Below are 15,439 nucleotides of genomic sequence, written 5' to 3'. Positions count from 1 at the left end.
AATAGCGAGGTCAAATTGTGCTATCAGCCCTTTTCTTTCAAGCCCTTCAGATACTCCAGGGCACCAGAGAATTTTTCAACCGGGACGATTTTCATTTCAGTATTGATATCATCTGCAGCTTCTTTTGCGTGTTTGTAATTGTCCGCTTTGACCGGGGCGAAGAAAACTTCAGCACCAGCCTTATCAGCTGCCACGATCTTTTGTTTAATCCCGCCGATCGGTCCAACTTCTCCCTTTTCGTTCATCGTCCCTGTTCCAGCAATCTGATACCCTTTCGTCCAATCCTCTTCTGTCAATTGATTGTAGATTTCGAGGGTGAACATCAAACCTGCAGATGGACCACCGATATTATTGGTCTCAATTTTCATATGCGGATCTGTCTCGATTTCGGTAAATGTGACTGGATAAGTTATACCAATCCCGGCACGTTCTTCTTCACTGTTCTGGACAATATTTTTCGGAAAAGGTTTCAGAGACAGTGTGATTTCCTTTTCTTTTGAATCTCTATTGACAGTCAGTTGAACTTTTTCATTGGCATCAAACTTTTTCAATCTGTTGACGAGCTCTTCAGCAGTTTTGATTTCTTCTCCATTCAAGGAGGTGATCAGATCCCCAACCTTTAGTTTTTCCGCTGCTGGCATACCTGATATGACTCCCGTTATGAAGACACCTTTATTGATGATTTCAATCCACTTATCCGCTTCTTTAAAAGCGACTATGGTTGCTGCGTGCTGGGAACTTTGCATCATCTGGAGCTGCCTTGATTCATATTCCTCTTCCGTTTCGTCTGAACCCCTGATCTGGTCTTCTGGAATCACTTCCCGATATTCACTGGCCTTGGCCCATAAATATTCTGCAGCGTTGGCTTTCCCTACTAATACTGTCGTCAGCATGAAGGATCCCTTTGCTTGATTCTTTTCTTCTACTTCGATAATAGGGCTCAACACCTTTGCATCGCCTGGCTGTGTGAAATAATATGGCAGCGGCAGGAAAGCAATCACAAAGGCTAATAATATGACAACCCAGGGCCATTGGGATCTAATTTTTTTCATGGTTCTTCCTCCAGTCACGAATCGCAGCTTCAATATCTTGAATACGATTTTTAGTTTCTTCTTCCCCGATGGCAATGATCTCATCTATGTCTTTAAATGCAGAAGAACTGAACGTTTCCACCAGTGGCCTGATCAGTACATCTGTAGCAATATCATTTGCTTTTACGAGTTCCCGCTGCATGATATCGATACTCTGCAAGATGACATCAAAGATCGTATTGATTTCCGGGTCTTCTTTAATGTGCGAAATATCAACAGCAATGACGAGATCCGCCCCCATTTCCTTCACGACGGAAACCGGCACCCTGTCGATCACACCTCCATCGACCAAGAGCCGTCCATCCCTTTCATACGGTACAAAAATACCTGGTACAGCGATGCTAGCCCTGACTGCTTCAGATATAAGTCCTTTAGTAATGACGACCTTCTCGCCTTTCAAAAGATCGGTAGCAATGATTGAAAATGGGAGGTCCAAATCTTCTATCCTACAGCCTTTCGTCAAAGCATATATAAGCTGTTTCACCTTTTCTCCAGCTACAAATCCCATTTTGGGAACCGTATAATCCATATAATACCGTCTACGAAACATCCTTGCCATCTTCACCATCGTATCCGGCTTATGGCCGGTACAATAAAATGCTCCTACCAGAGCCCCCATACTGCTTCCTGCAATCATATGGATAGGAACTTCCGCTTCATACAAAGCTTTTAAAACACCTATATGAGCAAAGCCTCTAGCCCCTCCAGAACCTAGAGCTAAACCGATCTTGGGCTGATTCACAGGATGACCTCCTCTTTCATTGAGAACCTCTCATAGAGGTCTAATCTCGGCATATTCACGTATAAATGAATGAGGACAACTTATCTAATGTCACGTATATATTAGCGTATTCATAAGGAGGATTCGGATTGTACCCTTCCCGTTTGAAAAATTTACTTTTTGCGATTGTAACTTCCCTTTTTGCATTCTCCTTAATGGTATACCCAAAAGCAGCATTTGAATCATCATTGGCTGGATTGAAAATGTGGTGGGAAATCGTTTTCCCCTCTTTGCTCCCATTTTTCATCATAAGTGAACTATTGATCTGCTTCGGTGTTGTAAGATTCGTCGGTGTTTTGATGGAACCGGTCATGCGCCCTCTATTCAGAGTGCCAGGTTCAGGCGGGTTTGTTTGGGCGATGGGGATCTCATCAGGGTTTCCGGCTGGAGCGAAATTGACAGCAAGACTCAGGCAAGAGAAAGAAATTTCGCGAATTGAAGCAGAGCGTCTAGTCGCATTTACGAATTGTTCTAATCCATTATTCATACTCGGTGCTGTGGCTTTCGGCTTTTTTCATAATCCAGAGTTGGGTGTCCTTCTAGCAGCAGCCCATTATATTGGTAATATCTTTGTAGGATTCATCATGCGATTTTATGGACCACCTGAGTCTCGGCCAAGACATATTTTTATTCCTATTCCAGAAAACCGCTTGATGTATGCACTCAACAGGATGTATCAAGTCAGGAAGATGGATTCACGTCCATTCGGACAACAGCTCGGTGACGCCGTCAAACACTCGATACAGACTTTACTCATGATTGGCGGGTTCATCCTTCTTTTTTCAGTATTGAACCGTATGCTGACAGAGTTCCATATTACTATGTTTATGGCGTCTGTCCTGTCCACATTTACGACTTTACTAGGCTTTGCTCAAGTGCTTATTCCTCCCTTTCTTTCAGGAATGTTTGAAATCACACTTGGCAGCAAATTGATCAGTGAAACCAGTGGGCCTGGACTTCTCGATCAAGCTGTTTTGGTCAGCTTCGTCCTGGCTTTCAATGGCTTTTCAGTTCAAGCGCAAGTGGCTAGTATATTAGCGGAAACAGATATCCGGTTCAAACCCTTTCTATTGGCTAGAGTATTGCATGGATTCATCGCAGCGATATTGACGGTCATCCTATGGAAACCTCTTTATTTAAACCAGACAAATGGAACAGCTGTTGAAACATTTGCATCGCATCCATCGATTTCTTGGATTTATGATACATGGCATCACCTGTTGACTATAGGTGCTTTTGTTACCTTTATAAGCTTAGTCATTTTCATCTTGATGCAATTACGCTCCATAACACAATTCAAAATGATGTAGAGAAGTCTGTGAAAATTTATTTTTTTGCAAACTTCTCCTTCAGAGCTTCTTCTACCACCTTAGGTACAAGGTCGGTAACCGGGGAATGGTACTTTGCAACCTCTTTAACGATGCTGGAACTTAAGAATGAATATTGATTATTGGTCATCATGAAAAAGGTTTCAACTGATTCATCCAGCTTCCGGTTGATCGAAGTGATCTGCATTTCATACTCAAAGTCAGAAACGGCACGCAATCCTCTTAAAATAACCTTGGCACCGGTCGTTCGGACATAATCCATAAGCAATCCCTCACACCAGTCGACTCTAATGTTCGGTATGTCCTTGGTCGCTTCCTTTATCAGATTTATACGCTCTTCGACAGAAAAGAGCGATTTTTTACTTTGGTTATTCGCAACAACTACAATTACCTCATCAAAAACACTTGCACCTCTTGAAATGATATCAAGATGGCCGTAGGTGATCGGATCAAAGCTCCCTGGGCATATCGCCTGCTTCTTGCTCATTTATCTTTCCCCCTCTATCTCATTTCTATATATTGTAACCGCTGTCGTGCTATTATATTGCTCGTGCTTCAAGCGATAACAAGTACCGATTTCTTCAGGAAGCTTAAGCACTGCATCATGCTCACAGACAATCATTGCGGCTCGTTCAAGCAAACCATATTCCATTAAAAACTCGATTTCCTTTTTGATCTTTTGCTTTTTGTAAGGAGGATCAAGGAATACATATGTAAACTGGGTATCTCTTTTTCGGAGGGCTTTCAATGCGCGATATGAATCATTCCTGAAAACCTCGGCTCTATTAGACAAATCAAGACTTTGGAGGTTATAATTTATCGTCTCCACCGCTTTGGAGTCTGCATCAATGATGATCGCCTTATCCACCCCTCGGCTAAGGCCTTCTATCGTCAAAGCACCACTACCACCGTAAAGATCCAATGACATGCCTCCATCAAAGTAGGGACCAATGATATTGAAGATTGATTCACGTATTTTATCGGAGGTGGGTCTTGTACCTGAACCAGGTACAGACTTTAACTTACGGCCTTTAAATTCACCTGATATTATTCTCATCATGTATACCTCGTCGTAATTTTATTTACCTCCATTATCCTACCATAAAAACGGACAATTCTTAAATAGAGCGTATATAAGCTTCTGAACTGTACAATAATAGGATTACAGCACCCTCACAGGTGTTGTAAGTTGAACCACGGAGTAAGCTTAATTTCCCCATAGGCTTAACTCCGGTTTCTCCTCTCCCATTGTTCTGTCCCTACGGCAAATGAACATTTCCGTAATGTTTCTAGGCATGTAAGGGTATGGAACAGCCCGCAGGATTCATTCCTGCGGGCTTTTTTTATATGTTAAGAAGGTATAAGTGCAGCAAAGGCTCAGCTGGCTTTGCTGAAATTTAATGATGAGTATGGAAATGGAGTGAATTGCGCAAAAATGAAAAATCAAGTATAACAAGCCTTTTCTAATAATGGTAAAATGCAACCGATTCACAGTATGGGTTATCCATGCTAAAGTTAGGAATGAGATGAAATGAACAAGGAGGTAAAATCATGATTCAACGCTTCATTGAACTGGGGGAGGGCTACTCTGATATATATGAACTGATCGAAATAGCTGAAACGAATGCTGAACGTCTTACAAGGTTCATTGCTTTGAAGACAAAGATCAATGAAAAAGAAGTTTGTTCCGTAGCGATTGTTTTACAACCAGCAGGGGAATCAAACTTCCAACCGATATATATTTGTCTTGAGGGTGTTCCAGAGCACTCGAAACGATGGGATTTGTTCCAGGACTGTGCCTCTATGCAAAATAAAGAGTTGAAGGTTCTTGAAGTAAGACCGTCGAACGAATTCAACGAAAAAGAGCTATACTATCAATATTTAACCGGAATTCTCAGAATGCAGCACGTCATACCTGCCTGGCAATAATCATTACAGACCGATTTTATAGTCGTATTCTTTGGCCTTGTCTGGACGTGCATTTTGATATTCAGTCTTTATATAGGCTTTATGGGAAGGCTCTACTTTTTTTACAAAATGAAGTTTTTCGATCTTCTCGATGATCCGGTCTTTCTGTTCCGTATCACAATACAGAACAGCATATTTCATCCTTTTCGATACATAATGGATATTGCCAAATTTGCGAAGCTGTTTGATATATTTTAAAGAATGAAGCCAGACGGCCAATCCGGTACGATTCGTCAGCATTAGGGGAACTCCTTTTCACCAGTTTTTATTCAGTCTAGCATGAAGGCAAATGCCGCGCAATCACTTATAGGACATTTACTGAGGGGGGCTGTACATATGGACCTTGAAATGGTTAGGAATGCGTTTATCGAAAATTTGCTCAGCACCTCAAAATTCAAGGACGTTTCCTTGTCAAAAAGGGCGGGCATACCGTTTCTCTATTTGACGTCATTCTCCCCAGTAGAGAGAAAAACCGTTGAACCACTTATTGAGAAAGCCGCTGTAAAAGCCATGAAGGGAAAACGGCTTCACTTCGAATCGGTTTATGTACGAAAAGAAAATCTCCTGCTTGTCTACCGGAGCCGTTTTTATGTTCCACAACAAAAAATGTTCTGTTGTGGGAACTTATGTCATGACTGCATTCGATTCCGATAAGTATAAAATAAAAAGAAAAGCGGAAACGCCCTGGTTAACCACGAAGGTCACTGGAAGTCCGTCGAGGAGGCTCGAACCAAACAAAGTTCGGTTCTGCGTGGGTAACTACTTCGACCTAAATCAATGTGTCGACCGCCGCAGGAGGGCTGAAGTGATCCAAGTGGTTGGGCGTTGGAGCTGGACATCAAGAAAAGCGGAAACGCCCTGGTTAACCACGAAGGTCACTGGAAGTCCGTCGAGGAGGCTCGAACCAAACAAAGTTCGGTTCTGCGTGGGTAACCACTTCGACCTAAATCAATGTGTCGACCGCCGCAGGAGGGCTGAAGTGATCCAAGTGGTTAGGCGTTGGAGCTGGACATCCCTTCATCGAACCAAAATTTTTATACTTTCTTATCCTTTTAAAAAAGAGGATGATCCAAATTGGACCGATCCTCTCCAACTCTATTCCATTTTATCCGCAGCCACAAGCCCCTCCGGATCCACATCCACCGCCACAAGACATATTATCGAAGAATGGGTTGCCTGTTGGAACTTTAATGTTTTTCGAAACTTGACCTGCTAATACGCCACAGATTTCGTTCAAAAGCCCTTCCAATTCCTTCTCTGCTCTTTTGAACGCTGCGACAGTCTCATTTAAATCGATTTCACGTTTCAAAACTCTTATATCGGTTGAAACCGTCTTGTAATCTGGGTGGTATTTCCCGAACCTTTGGACTTCCTCATACTTTTCCTTCATTTTGGAGAACTCATCAATCAACTTCTGAGCCTCTTTATCTTCTCGAAGTTTTTTCTTCGCTTCTTTATATTCTTGTCCTATGTCTGAATTGACGATTACAGATGCCAGTTCATCTGCCCCGTCTAGGATCTCTATACCTTCAACTGTTGCTAACATATGAAAACATACACCTCCACCCCTTTATTTATGGGTTACGTATAGTATGCCACAAGTGAACCCATTATTGCCAATCCCACATTCTAAGATATTCCATTCAGAGGCTTTCCTTTCATTTTTTGGACATGAAAATTTTATTGACAGTCCCCTTGTTTCGCTATATAATTTTCTCGTTTAGTATAATTTAGGGGATAGCAAAATGAAAATTGTAACATTCAATCCATTTCGGACGATTGGTTTGCCCGGAGTAAGATATATCAAGCCAGAACTTATGTTTCGGGAACAAGCATCGATCAAGGATGCTGATGTAATCTTATTTCCCGAACATTGGCAAGTCAATTCACTTGTATATGGTCTTAAGAAAACGATCTTTCCTAGTGTTGAATCCATCCATCTAGGATACGACAAAGTAGAAATGACAAGAGCTCTTTGGACTGTTTGTCCAGCTCATGTCCCTTACACGGAGATTCTTGGAAATTCAAAAAGTAACATCGACCATATACTTGAAACTTTTCCTTTTCCATTTGTGGCAAAAGAACCCCGTAATTCGATGGGTCGAGGTGTTTTTCTGATCAATTCAAGAGAAGACTTTTTGGAGTACGCAAGAAACAATACCACTCTTTATGTACAGGAATTTTTAGAAATGGACAGGGATCTAAGGGTTTGTATAGTGGGAGAAGAAGTAATCGCTGCGTACTGGCGCTCAGGGGAAGGTCAATTCCACAATAATGTCTCACAAGGCGGGAAGATTTCAATCCTCGATATTCCGGAAGAAGCCATAAAGCTGACAATCGGTATAGCCAAACAGTTGAACATAAACCATGCAGGATTCGATCTTGCATTGGTCGATGGACAAATATATTTTCTAGAGTTCAATACGTTATTCGGAAATGAAGCGTTAAGAAGCCAAGAAATCAATATCCAAGAAAAGATATTCCAATATTTATTACGACAGTTCAGTCCCTTGTATCCTCCGAATCCATTCGGGACGACCGAGCAAGTCCCTTCGTAATGTTCAAGAAATTGTTACTGTAATTTCTTTATTCAGGCCTTCAATGGCTTCACCTTTCGCATCAATCAGGGTGACAGCTATATGATGGGTCCCTTTCGGAAGATCCTTTATAATGAATGCAGCTTTATAAACAGGATAGGGTTTTTGATGATCAACCGAGATCCTCAAATGCCCTTTTTTTTGTTTATTTTGACTGCTTGCCTCAGTAAACTCAAATCCAGGCACGTAGCATTCAACAAACACGTTGCCATTTGAAATCATATGCCGCACTGTCATGGATAGTGATGTTGCAGGGCTGGTGACTTCTAATGCCTTAAAGATTGAAGGGTCTTTTTCTATGGTCACTTTTTGGATTTTCCCATTTCCTTGGACCTGGCAAGCAGAGAGAAAAAATACTGCTGATACTATAATAAATAGACGTTTTTTCCACACGATAGGATGCACCTCCTCACCCAATAGGTTTTGCAGGTGCTAGTTAAAATATCCATGGGCATGGGAAAAGTAATTATGGATAACTGGTGAATTCACAATGCTTGTCCCACAATGAGAATAAAAAGGTTGACTCATAAGTGGTGTATAACCTTATAAAAGTGTAATTGGAGGTTATGCCACTCTATATCGAGTCAACCCGAATCAATGTTTTCCAAATAGTTGGACTAGTCGTGATATCGTCTCTATCTGTCCATGCAGGCGGTCGATCTTCTGCCCGAAAGTCTGGCCGTAGAAAAACTTTGCTTCATTTTCCAACTCCTGTATCGCAGCCGGGTTACGGGATAGTTTCTTATACCAATCAGGATGTTCTCTGACAATGAACTTCAGGTCTGGGCGCTGATCTAAGTAATCGATGATTTCTTTACGCATCTTTTTTACTCCCTTTACTAATCTTTAAAAAACTGGCTGAATGGATTATTTGGATAAGGTGGTCGTTTTCCCGGACCTTTTTGGAAGTGCTGTAGCATATCTTGGATACCTGCCATTGCAGAACTGATTTGTGAAGCATATTGACGGACTTCATCAATATCCAGATTTTTGAACATCGAAAGGATTTCACCTACTGAAAGGTCATTCACATTTTTCCCGTTTTTCTTCGGTTTTGCTGCTGTAGTTGATGAAACTCCAATTTCTCGCTCTATATATTTACCCCATTGTTCATGATCTTCACCTAGAAGATTCCATTCTGTAAAAACATCTTGCCATGTCTGGTTTCCGTTCTTTACGTGATCGATTAATCCAGGGTGTGAGCGTACAAACATCTTGAATTGTTCGACCTTTTCATTATTTTTCGCTTGCTTACTCACTATAATGCCTCCCATACGTTCAACTCAAGCCTACAGTATATAGTACAACGCAGGAGTTGATTATGTTCGCCTATTTTATAGTTGCAAGAATTATTTTTTCATTGATACACTAAAAAGAGGCAAAAAGAAAAGAGGACTAGGAATGGAATCATCAAATCAACTGCTAGAGAAGGTAAAAGCCATACTAGAAAGCGGTTCTGACAAAGATAAAATGGTGTTGGAACAAATAGTGGATGGGATCTGTGAAAAGCAATTCGGGAGTTACAGCACCTACATAACAAGCTTCATGAAAACGGAAATTGAACAGGAGGAGGATCTGCTTGTCATGACGATCCCTATCACTCCGTTTTTAGATAACTCGGTGGATATCGTCCATGGAGGATTTACAGCTACTCTTGCGGACACTGCAATGGGCACCTTCGTCAACAGGAAGATACCGAATGACAAAGTCGCTGTGACATCCGAAATGAAAATCAACTATACCGCTCCAGGGGTTGGTGAATTCCTTGTATGCAAAGCAGAGATCCTTCACTTAGGGACAAAAACATCCGTAACTGAAGCAAAAATCTACAATGAAGAAGGGATTCTTGTCGCTGCAGCAACAGGAAGCTTCTATTTAATCCCAAGGTAAGAGAAGTACAAACGCCCTTTATCTTTAAAAAGGTGACTCGAAAGGCTAGTTCGGCCGTTTGAGTCACCTTTTATTTTACGAATACGTCTATTCATTATTTAAATCATCTGGGGACAATGAAGTTCTGAGTATAATATCTTTCATAAACACCAACCCCGAGGTGTGTAAATTCCTCATTCAACATAGCTTTCCGGTGTCCTTCGCTATTCAACCAACCGATGACAGCCTCAATTCCATCTATATAATTGGCTGCAATGTTCTCGCCTGCCTGGGAATAGTCAATATCTTGATGATTCAATCGATCAGATAAACTTCCTGTGTTTGGCGATTCATGGGAGAAGTAATTTTCTTCGTTCATTTCTTTACTATGGCCATATGCAACTTGAGAGGTTTCTTCATGCCAATGAAGAGCGGGAACATCGTATTGCTTGCGGATGACATTTGTCATTGTAAAGATTTGAAGTTCTTCTGCATTTTGAATCTCTTCCCAATCTTTTTCAGCTAATTCTGGTTGTTCGATAAGCCTCCCTCGGTACTCAAGGGAATAAGGTCGTTGCATAATCAGTATTTCTGGCGTCAAGTAACGAATCCCTACAAGTGTTTTTTCGAATTTATCCATATAGAGCTGGGCCCATGCCCCATTCAGTTTCACAAGTGGCCTCGTGTTCATTTCTTCTTCCGTCAATTCGAATTGGTATTCATTTCCATCAAACTCCAGTTTTGCCTTTGTATTCATTTTGACCTTTTTTTCAATTTCTGAACGTTGTTGCCCAATTTCCAATGGAGAAACATCTACATCTCTTCCAAGGGCAAACAACGTAACGACTCTGCCTTTGTCAACACCAAGCTGAATATACTTATCCGGATCCTCATCATATATCCACCACTGGTATCCATAAGGAGTCGGATCAATACGGTCAGGTTCTCCGATTTTTGTTAGTAACTCTTCTTGATTCATCTGTAGAAATTGCTGGATTCCCGACTCTGGCAATTTAAGGTCTTCATTTGGGTTTTCAGAGGGACTAGAATCGGTTTGCTCGGTTGGAGACTCATTGAATTCAGGGGGATTTACGATATCATCGTAAAAAATACTGAATCCGAACATTATGAATGCTATGACAATGACCATTCCAATACTTCTCATATGCCCCTCCCCCTGATCTTTAAGAAATATTTGTCGAATCCTATTTTCACATTACCTTATAGCTGAATACTTGTCTATCCTTTGGGCTTAATCTACTAATTAACATCCTATTCAATCTGTCCGATTCCTATACCTATCGTATGAGGGTAAATAAAAATTAGATATATTATCGCAACAGTATGGTGGTATGAGTCAATGTGAATGATTGTAAACTGCTATTCTTATTGTCTAGTCTTGCCAAATTTTTGATTTATTTTCAAAAGTCATACATAAATATACGGAATAATCTTTTGAAAGATTGCATCTTCAGCTGATTCATACTATTATTATGAAGGAAGAACATATCGAAGGATGTGGAGGATAACACATGAAATTTGAAGAAATCGGACTAGCAGGTAAAGTCGTTAATTTCGAAATACTTGAACATTTAATGCACAATGTTGGATTAGTACGTGCCGGACAGTGGGATTACGAACGAATTACATATGACTATAAGTTTGAAAGCATGGATACTGGCGAAGTTTTCTATTTACGTGTTCCTTGTTATGCAGTAGAAGGGGAAGTTGAATCTCCACATGCATTGATCAAAGTCATGGAACCGTATCTCGGAAAGCATTATTATCCTCACGGAGTCGAATATGATGAGGATTTTCCTAAGCATGTCGTTGCAAATTGCAAAAAGCTTTTGAATGAGTTGAAAGAAGAAATCGATAAGCACCATACCGTATGAAAAGGGCTGACTGAGTCGCCCTTTTTTTAGTGATTAAAAAAGAAAAGAGAGTCATTTATTTAAAATTGTTTAACAATCCATTCATTTCCGGCCATGGCTCTGTTCATACTTTCACAAAAGCAATATAATATATAGTAAGGAGCTCATTAATAATGACCTGCATTAGGAAAGGCTTATACATATCGAATCTTCTAATGAGTAAGGAGGACCAAGTTGAACCAATTTTCAACTCGTAAACGCTGGATCATTTTTACTATAATCGCACTTATAATCGTTGCAGCGTTCATATGGGTATTGCCCTTAGCACTGCCTATCGTTTTTGCACTTATTTCAGCGCTTATTTTAGAGCCGGCAGTGAAGATGTTTGAAAGAAAGTTTTCACTCAAACGTCATTTATCTGTGTTCATTGTTTTTTCTCTTTTCGTCATTTTACTTGGTATTGGCAGTTATTTTTTAGTGACGAAAGTAGTTACCTCAGCAATCAATTTTGTAGAGAATTCCCCAACCTATATTTCAGAAGTGAACAATGTGTGGGATGATATAGAGAAAAACTTTGAAAAAGCTGCACAAGATTTACCCGAAGAATTCGTCATTGAAATCAACAGTCAAGTCGATCGATTTTTGGAGTCTATCAGAATAAAACTTCTTGAGAGGAACTATGTTGAATCCTTGACTTCGCTCGTCTCCTTTATTCCGAGCTTTTTAGTAAGTATAATCGTATATCTGCTGGCTTTATTCCTATTCCTTTTGGACATACCAAGACTGAAAAAAGGGTTTTACGCACACATGACTGAAAAGACTGCCGAGAAGGTCCACTTTATGAGTACGAGACTGTCATATGTCATATTCGGTTTCATGAAAGCTCAATTTTTAGTCAGTATCGTCATTTTTGTAGCAGCACTGATCGGTTTGTATATGATCGTTCCGAAGGTTGCTCTATTGATGGCCTTCATCATTTGGGTCATTGATTTTGTCCCGATAATCGGTTCCATCGTCATCCTCGGTCCATGGGCTCTCTATTATCTCTTGATTGGCAACATGGTATTAGGAACGAAGCTCGCAGTGCTTGCTGGTATCTTATTGATCGTACGAAGGACCGTAGAACCGAAAGTGATGGGGCATCATATCGGTTTATCCGCACTTTCAACCTTGATCGCCATGTATCTGGGTCTGAAGCTCTTTGGGGTGATCGGTTTCATTATCGGGCCACTTCTACTCATCATCTTCAATTCAGCACGTGAAGCAGGGATCGTTAAAACAAATTTCAAAATCTAAAAATAAGGGCTGATCCAATAAAGGTCAGCTCTTTTGTGTGCCAGGTACTATTTGAAACCTCAAATCTCCCAACACTTGAAAGATGGTGCCAGGCACCGTTCAGGATCGCTCCAGTACCAACGGTTCTGGATCGGTGCCTGGCACCACTTCAAAGCTTCTTAGAAAAAGTCGTAAAGGAAGGGGGGGTGTTTAGGAAGCATTCTTTCAAGCATCTCTATTTCTTCTGGGCTTCCTTTTAATCGGCCTTGCGCCGCAAGCTGCCTAGGTGTCTGGTAATTGAAAAACATCGTACTTAGCGTGTTAATGTCACATTGTATCCCTTTTTCTGGGGGGTGCTGGCATCTAGCTCCTTCCTTAGGAGGAAAGTGATCCACTTTATTTACATCATCATCACTCTTCTTGATGATAAACGTCCCTCTGTTCCACTTGGCAAGTGGATCATCCAGATGAACGATCAATGGTTTTACCAATTCTGTCTGAAAAGGATAGGCTTCAATGAATTTTTTGAAGTCAACAATCCTACTCATAAAATACGAACTGATTTCTTGCTTGATCTTAGGGTCAAACATCAAGAATTCGAAGTTTTCATCGATAGCTGGATGTAAGTTGATCGAATCGACCATCGAGTCATGGTTTCTTACATATTGAAGCATTGTCAATTTGGCTTGTTCATTCAGAGATACCCATTCTTCAATTTCCATCACATTCTTTTTCACTCTATAGATGAGATAACCCTTATCGGTTCCCTCTTCGTCCTGATAGACGGCAACTATATCTCTGGGATCATGTAACACAGAGTACCGCCACCACTTTTCTGTCCTCTTCAACATACCCGTGTACTTCTTGGCGTACTGGGCATATATGTTATCCAACCTTTCAATATCATGCGCAATTCGTATCACCCGCCCTTCAGCATACTCATATTTGGCTGCCAACTGTTCAGGTTTGATTTCATATTTTTTAACAGCGTGTGTCAATTCCCACCCATATTTTCTATAGAAGGCTACTGAAAAAGGATGAAGCATAGAAACCGATTGTCCGTTATCTCGCATAACATCCAGTGATTTTTTCATGAGCGCTTTTATATGTCCTTTCCGTCGGTAATCAGGCCAACTGGCAACGCCCGCAATGCCCCCCATCGCCATGACCTTTCCACCAAACCAGATTTCCATTGGATGGATCAATAATTTAGAAGCCATCTTCCCTTGCTCAAATATGGCCCAACAGTTTCCCAAATCGGTCATTTTTCTTCTTTTTTCCTTATCTTCCTCTGAGAGTTCATATTGGAATGCGAATTCTCCCATGGCTAGAAAGTCATCAAATTCTTTTTCTGTAATCGTACGTAACTCCATCTATATCCCCCTCTTCACTATTTGTCCTCTTACATTATTCAGGGTACCCTTCTTCAAATCCTCTATCTTTAGACATAAAAAAAGAAAAAGGATCGGCTTAACGAGCTAAGCCAACCCTGTTATTGATTATTGTTCATTCAATGATAATTTTGCTTTTGCATTCGCCTTTGCTTCCTGCATGATTTTCAACTCATCTTCTTTATCTTGTGCACGTTCTTTCCGTACCCAGCGAATCAAGATATATAGCAGGATACCTCCGTATATGATTTCCTGTGCAATCTTCATGATGACACCTCCAGCTTGCTGATCATCAAGTGGTTGGAGAAAAGCAAATACTTGTGGTGCATGCATATAGGTTTGATAAATCAGATCATCTGCAAAAATGATCAAAGCACACGCCGGTGTCAAAAGGACACCATCAGCAAAAATATAGCCGACTTTCTGTAGATCCGAAAGAGAATCACTCTCAGGAAGAGGTCCAATCACAGGCCACCACATGAAGAACGAGCTTGATAGTAGGATGAAATGTACTGTTTCATGTAAAAGCCCGTGTGACATGACAGTATCAAAAACAACCGGCAAGTGATAAAACGATATAAGCAGGTTGAAAGATAACAATGCAATCAAAGGTTTCGTGAAAAAGCGGAAGACACGGCCTATAATCCGAATACCGAGGATCTTTCTGAAAAACACCTTCGGAAGCCCGATCAACAACAGCGGCGGGACAATGAAATACAACAGACTCATCTGAAGCATATGTGCGGAAAATGAGTAATGGTGCCCTATGACACTCAAAGGTGTACCCTTGGCAATATAAAACCCGGTAACTCCAATGATAAACCAGATTTTTTGTCCTCTGGTTACAGATCCTTTCCATGGCCCATTTTTTGTATAAAAAAGATATATCCCAATAACTGCGATGGTAATCAGTAAATAGAATGGATTCCATAATTCGATTAAACTTACATCACTTAAAGAAGTCGGATGTTGGTTATGCATCAAATTCACTCCTTGCTCTGTTCTCTCTACTTATCTTATCAAATCTGATTGACATCCACAGATCGGAGTAGAACAATTTTGTGTCATTACTTAAAGAAAAGCGCAAACGCCCTGACCAGCCACGAAGGTCACTGGAAGTCCGACGAGGAGGCTGTTGCCGCCGCAGGAGGATTGAAGTGATCCAAGTGGTTGGGCGGTGGAGCTAGACATTTCTTCACCGGAACCAAAATTTTTATACTTTCTTATCCGTATCTAGTTAAAAAGAACTGACCCCTTTGGAGTCA

Annotated in this window: 18 protein-coding genes; 6 read left to right on the top strand and 12 right to left on the bottom strand. The window is 40.8% G+C overall.

All coding sequences use genetic code 11. The features are described from left to right. Window positions 1-23: 23 nt before the first annotated feature. Complete coding sequence (locus L1611_RS12030; RefSeq protein WP_236313411.1) at window positions 24-1,052, bottom strand: SepM family pheromone-processing serine protease; 1,029 nt, start codon at window positions 1,050-1,052, stop codon at window positions 24-26. Next, window positions 1,039-1,833, bottom strand: a complete 795-nt coding sequence (locus L1611_RS12025; protein ID WP_236313408.1) for a patatin-like phospholipase family protein — start codon at window positions 1,831-1,833, stop codon at window positions 1,039-1,041. The genes L1611_RS12030 and L1611_RS12025 overlap by 14 nt, the downstream gene beginning before the upstream one ends. 128 nt (window positions 1,834-1,961) lie before the next feature. On the opposite strand from L1611_RS12025, the gene ylbJ reads away from it, so the two are divergent. Then, window positions 1,962-3,182 carry a sporulation integral membrane protein YlbJ gene (gene ylbJ, locus L1611_RS12020; protein WP_236313406.1) on the top strand — a complete coding sequence of 407 codons (1,221 nt, stop codon included), beginning with the start codon at window positions 1,962-1,964 and terminating at the stop codon, window positions 3,180-3,182. A gap of 16 nt (window positions 3,183-3,198) precedes the next feature. Here the strand turns inward: ylbJ and coaD are convergent, their stop codons facing one another. Together coaD and rsmD are read right to left on the bottom strand one after the other, a co-directional pair. Then, window positions 3,199-3,687 carry a pantetheine-phosphate adenylyltransferase gene (gene coaD, locus L1611_RS12015; RefSeq protein WP_236313405.1) on the bottom strand — a complete coding sequence of 163 codons (489 nt, stop codon included), beginning with the start codon at window positions 3,685-3,687 and terminating at the stop codon, window positions 3,199-3,201. After that, a complete protein-coding gene (gene rsmD / locus L1611_RS12010) occupies window positions 3,688-4,260 on the bottom strand; it encodes a 16S rRNA (guanine(966)-N(2))-methyltransferase RsmD (protein WP_322972550.1) in 573 nt (190 codons plus the stop codon). 491 nt (window positions 4,261-4,751) lie between these two features. Here rsmD and L1611_RS12005 point away from each other — a divergent pair, with 491 nt between their 5' ends. After that, complete coding sequence (locus tag L1611_RS12005; RefSeq protein WP_236313398.1) at window positions 4,752-5,129, top strand: DUF7147 family protein; 378 nt, start codon at window positions 4,752-4,754, stop codon at window positions 5,127-5,129. Window positions 5,130-5,132: 3 nt separating this feature from the next. Here the strand turns inward: L1611_RS12005 and L1611_RS12000 are convergent, their stop codons facing one another. Then, window positions 5,133-5,408: a YlbG family protein gene (locus L1611_RS12000; protein ID WP_225065454.1), complete on the bottom strand. Its 276-nt coding sequence runs from the start codon at window positions 5,406-5,408 to the stop codon at window positions 5,133-5,135. 865 nt (window positions 5,409-6,273) lie between these two features. Then, complete coding sequence (locus tag L1611_RS11995; protein WP_236313389.1) at window positions 6,274-6,714, bottom strand: YlbF/YmcA family competence regulator; 441 nt, start codon at window positions 6,712-6,714, stop codon at window positions 6,274-6,276. Between the two features lie 199 nt (window positions 6,715-6,913). Between L1611_RS11995 and L1611_RS11990 the strand changes: the two genes are divergently transcribed. Further along, window positions 6,914-7,726 carry an ATP-grasp domain-containing protein gene (locus L1611_RS11990; protein ID WP_236313387.1) on the top strand — a complete coding sequence of 271 codons (813 nt, stop codon included), beginning with the start codon at window positions 6,914-6,916 and terminating at the stop codon, window positions 7,724-7,726. A gap of 3 nt (window positions 7,727-7,729) precedes the next feature. Here L1611_RS11990 and L1611_RS11985 read toward each other — a convergent pair whose 3' ends face one another. The 3 genes from L1611_RS11985 to ylbD all read right to left on the bottom strand — a co-directional run bounded on the left by L1611_RS11985 (window position 7,730) and on the right by ylbD (window position 9,024). After that, complete coding sequence (locus L1611_RS11985) at window positions 7,730-8,158, bottom strand: hypothetical protein (RefSeq protein WP_236313385.1); 429 nt, start codon at window positions 8,156-8,158, stop codon at window positions 7,730-7,732. Between the two features lie 201 nt (window positions 8,159-8,359). Next, on the bottom strand, window positions 8,360-8,587 hold the full coding sequence (locus tag L1611_RS11980; protein ID WP_236313383.1) for a YlbE-like family protein: 228 nt from the start codon (window positions 8,585-8,587) through the stop codon (window positions 8,360-8,362). Window positions 8,588-8,604: 17 nt separating this feature from the next. After that, window positions 8,605-9,024: a YlbD family protein gene (gene ylbD / locus L1611_RS11975; RefSeq protein WP_236313370.1), complete on the bottom strand. Its 420-nt coding sequence runs from the start codon at window positions 9,022-9,024 to the stop codon at window positions 8,605-8,607. A 142-nt stretch (window positions 9,025-9,166) separates the two neighbouring features. Between ylbD and L1611_RS11970 the strand changes: the two genes are divergently transcribed. After that, window positions 9,167-9,655, top strand: a complete 489-nt coding sequence (locus L1611_RS11970; protein WP_236313366.1) for a PaaI family thioesterase — start codon at window positions 9,167-9,169, stop codon at window positions 9,653-9,655. Between the two features lie 103 nt (window positions 9,656-9,758). Here the strand turns inward: L1611_RS11970 and L1611_RS11965 are convergent, their stop codons facing one another. Next, on the bottom strand, window positions 9,759-10,799 hold the full coding sequence (locus L1611_RS11965; protein ID WP_236313363.1) for a CAP domain-containing protein: 1,041 nt from the start codon (window positions 10,797-10,799) through the stop codon (window positions 9,759-9,761). A gap of 367 nt (window positions 10,800-11,166) precedes the next feature. On the opposite strand from L1611_RS11965, the gene L1611_RS11960 reads away from it, so the two are divergent. Together L1611_RS11960 and ytvI are read left to right on the top strand one after the other, a co-directional pair. Next, entirely contained in the window at window positions 11,167-11,529 is a 363-nt protein-coding gene (locus tag L1611_RS11960) for a YugN family protein (protein WP_236313361.1), read from the top strand. A 213-nt stretch (window positions 11,530-11,742) separates the two neighbouring features. Then, window positions 11,743-12,804, top strand: coding sequence for a sporulation integral membrane protein YtvI (gene ytvI / locus L1611_RS11955; RefSeq protein ID WP_236313358.1), 1,062 nt, complete (start codon window positions 11,743-11,745; stop codon window positions 12,802-12,804). A gap of 158 nt (window positions 12,805-12,962) precedes the next feature. Here ytvI and L1611_RS11950 read toward each other — a convergent pair whose 3' ends face one another. Beyond that, window positions 12,963-14,156 (bottom strand): GNAT family N-acetyltransferase, encoded by a 1,194-nt coding sequence (locus L1611_RS11950; RefSeq protein WP_236313357.1) that lies wholly within the window; start codon window positions 14,154-14,156, stop codon window positions 12,963-12,965. 126 nt (window positions 14,157-14,282) lie between these two features. Further along, window positions 14,283-15,155, bottom strand: coding sequence for a cytochrome c oxidase assembly protein (locus L1611_RS11945; protein WP_236313355.1), 873 nt, complete (start codon window positions 15,153-15,155; stop codon window positions 14,283-14,285). Between the last annotated feature and the right edge of the window lie 284 nt (window positions 15,156-15,439).

This window comes from Pseudalkalibacillus salsuginis (assembly GCF_021646685.1).
In the GTDB taxonomy this organism is placed as follows: Bacteria; Bacillota; Bacilli; order Bacillales; family Fictibacillaceae; genus Pseudalkalibacillus; species Pseudalkalibacillus salsuginis.
This window is presented reverse-complemented; position numbering and strand designations above follow the sequence as displayed.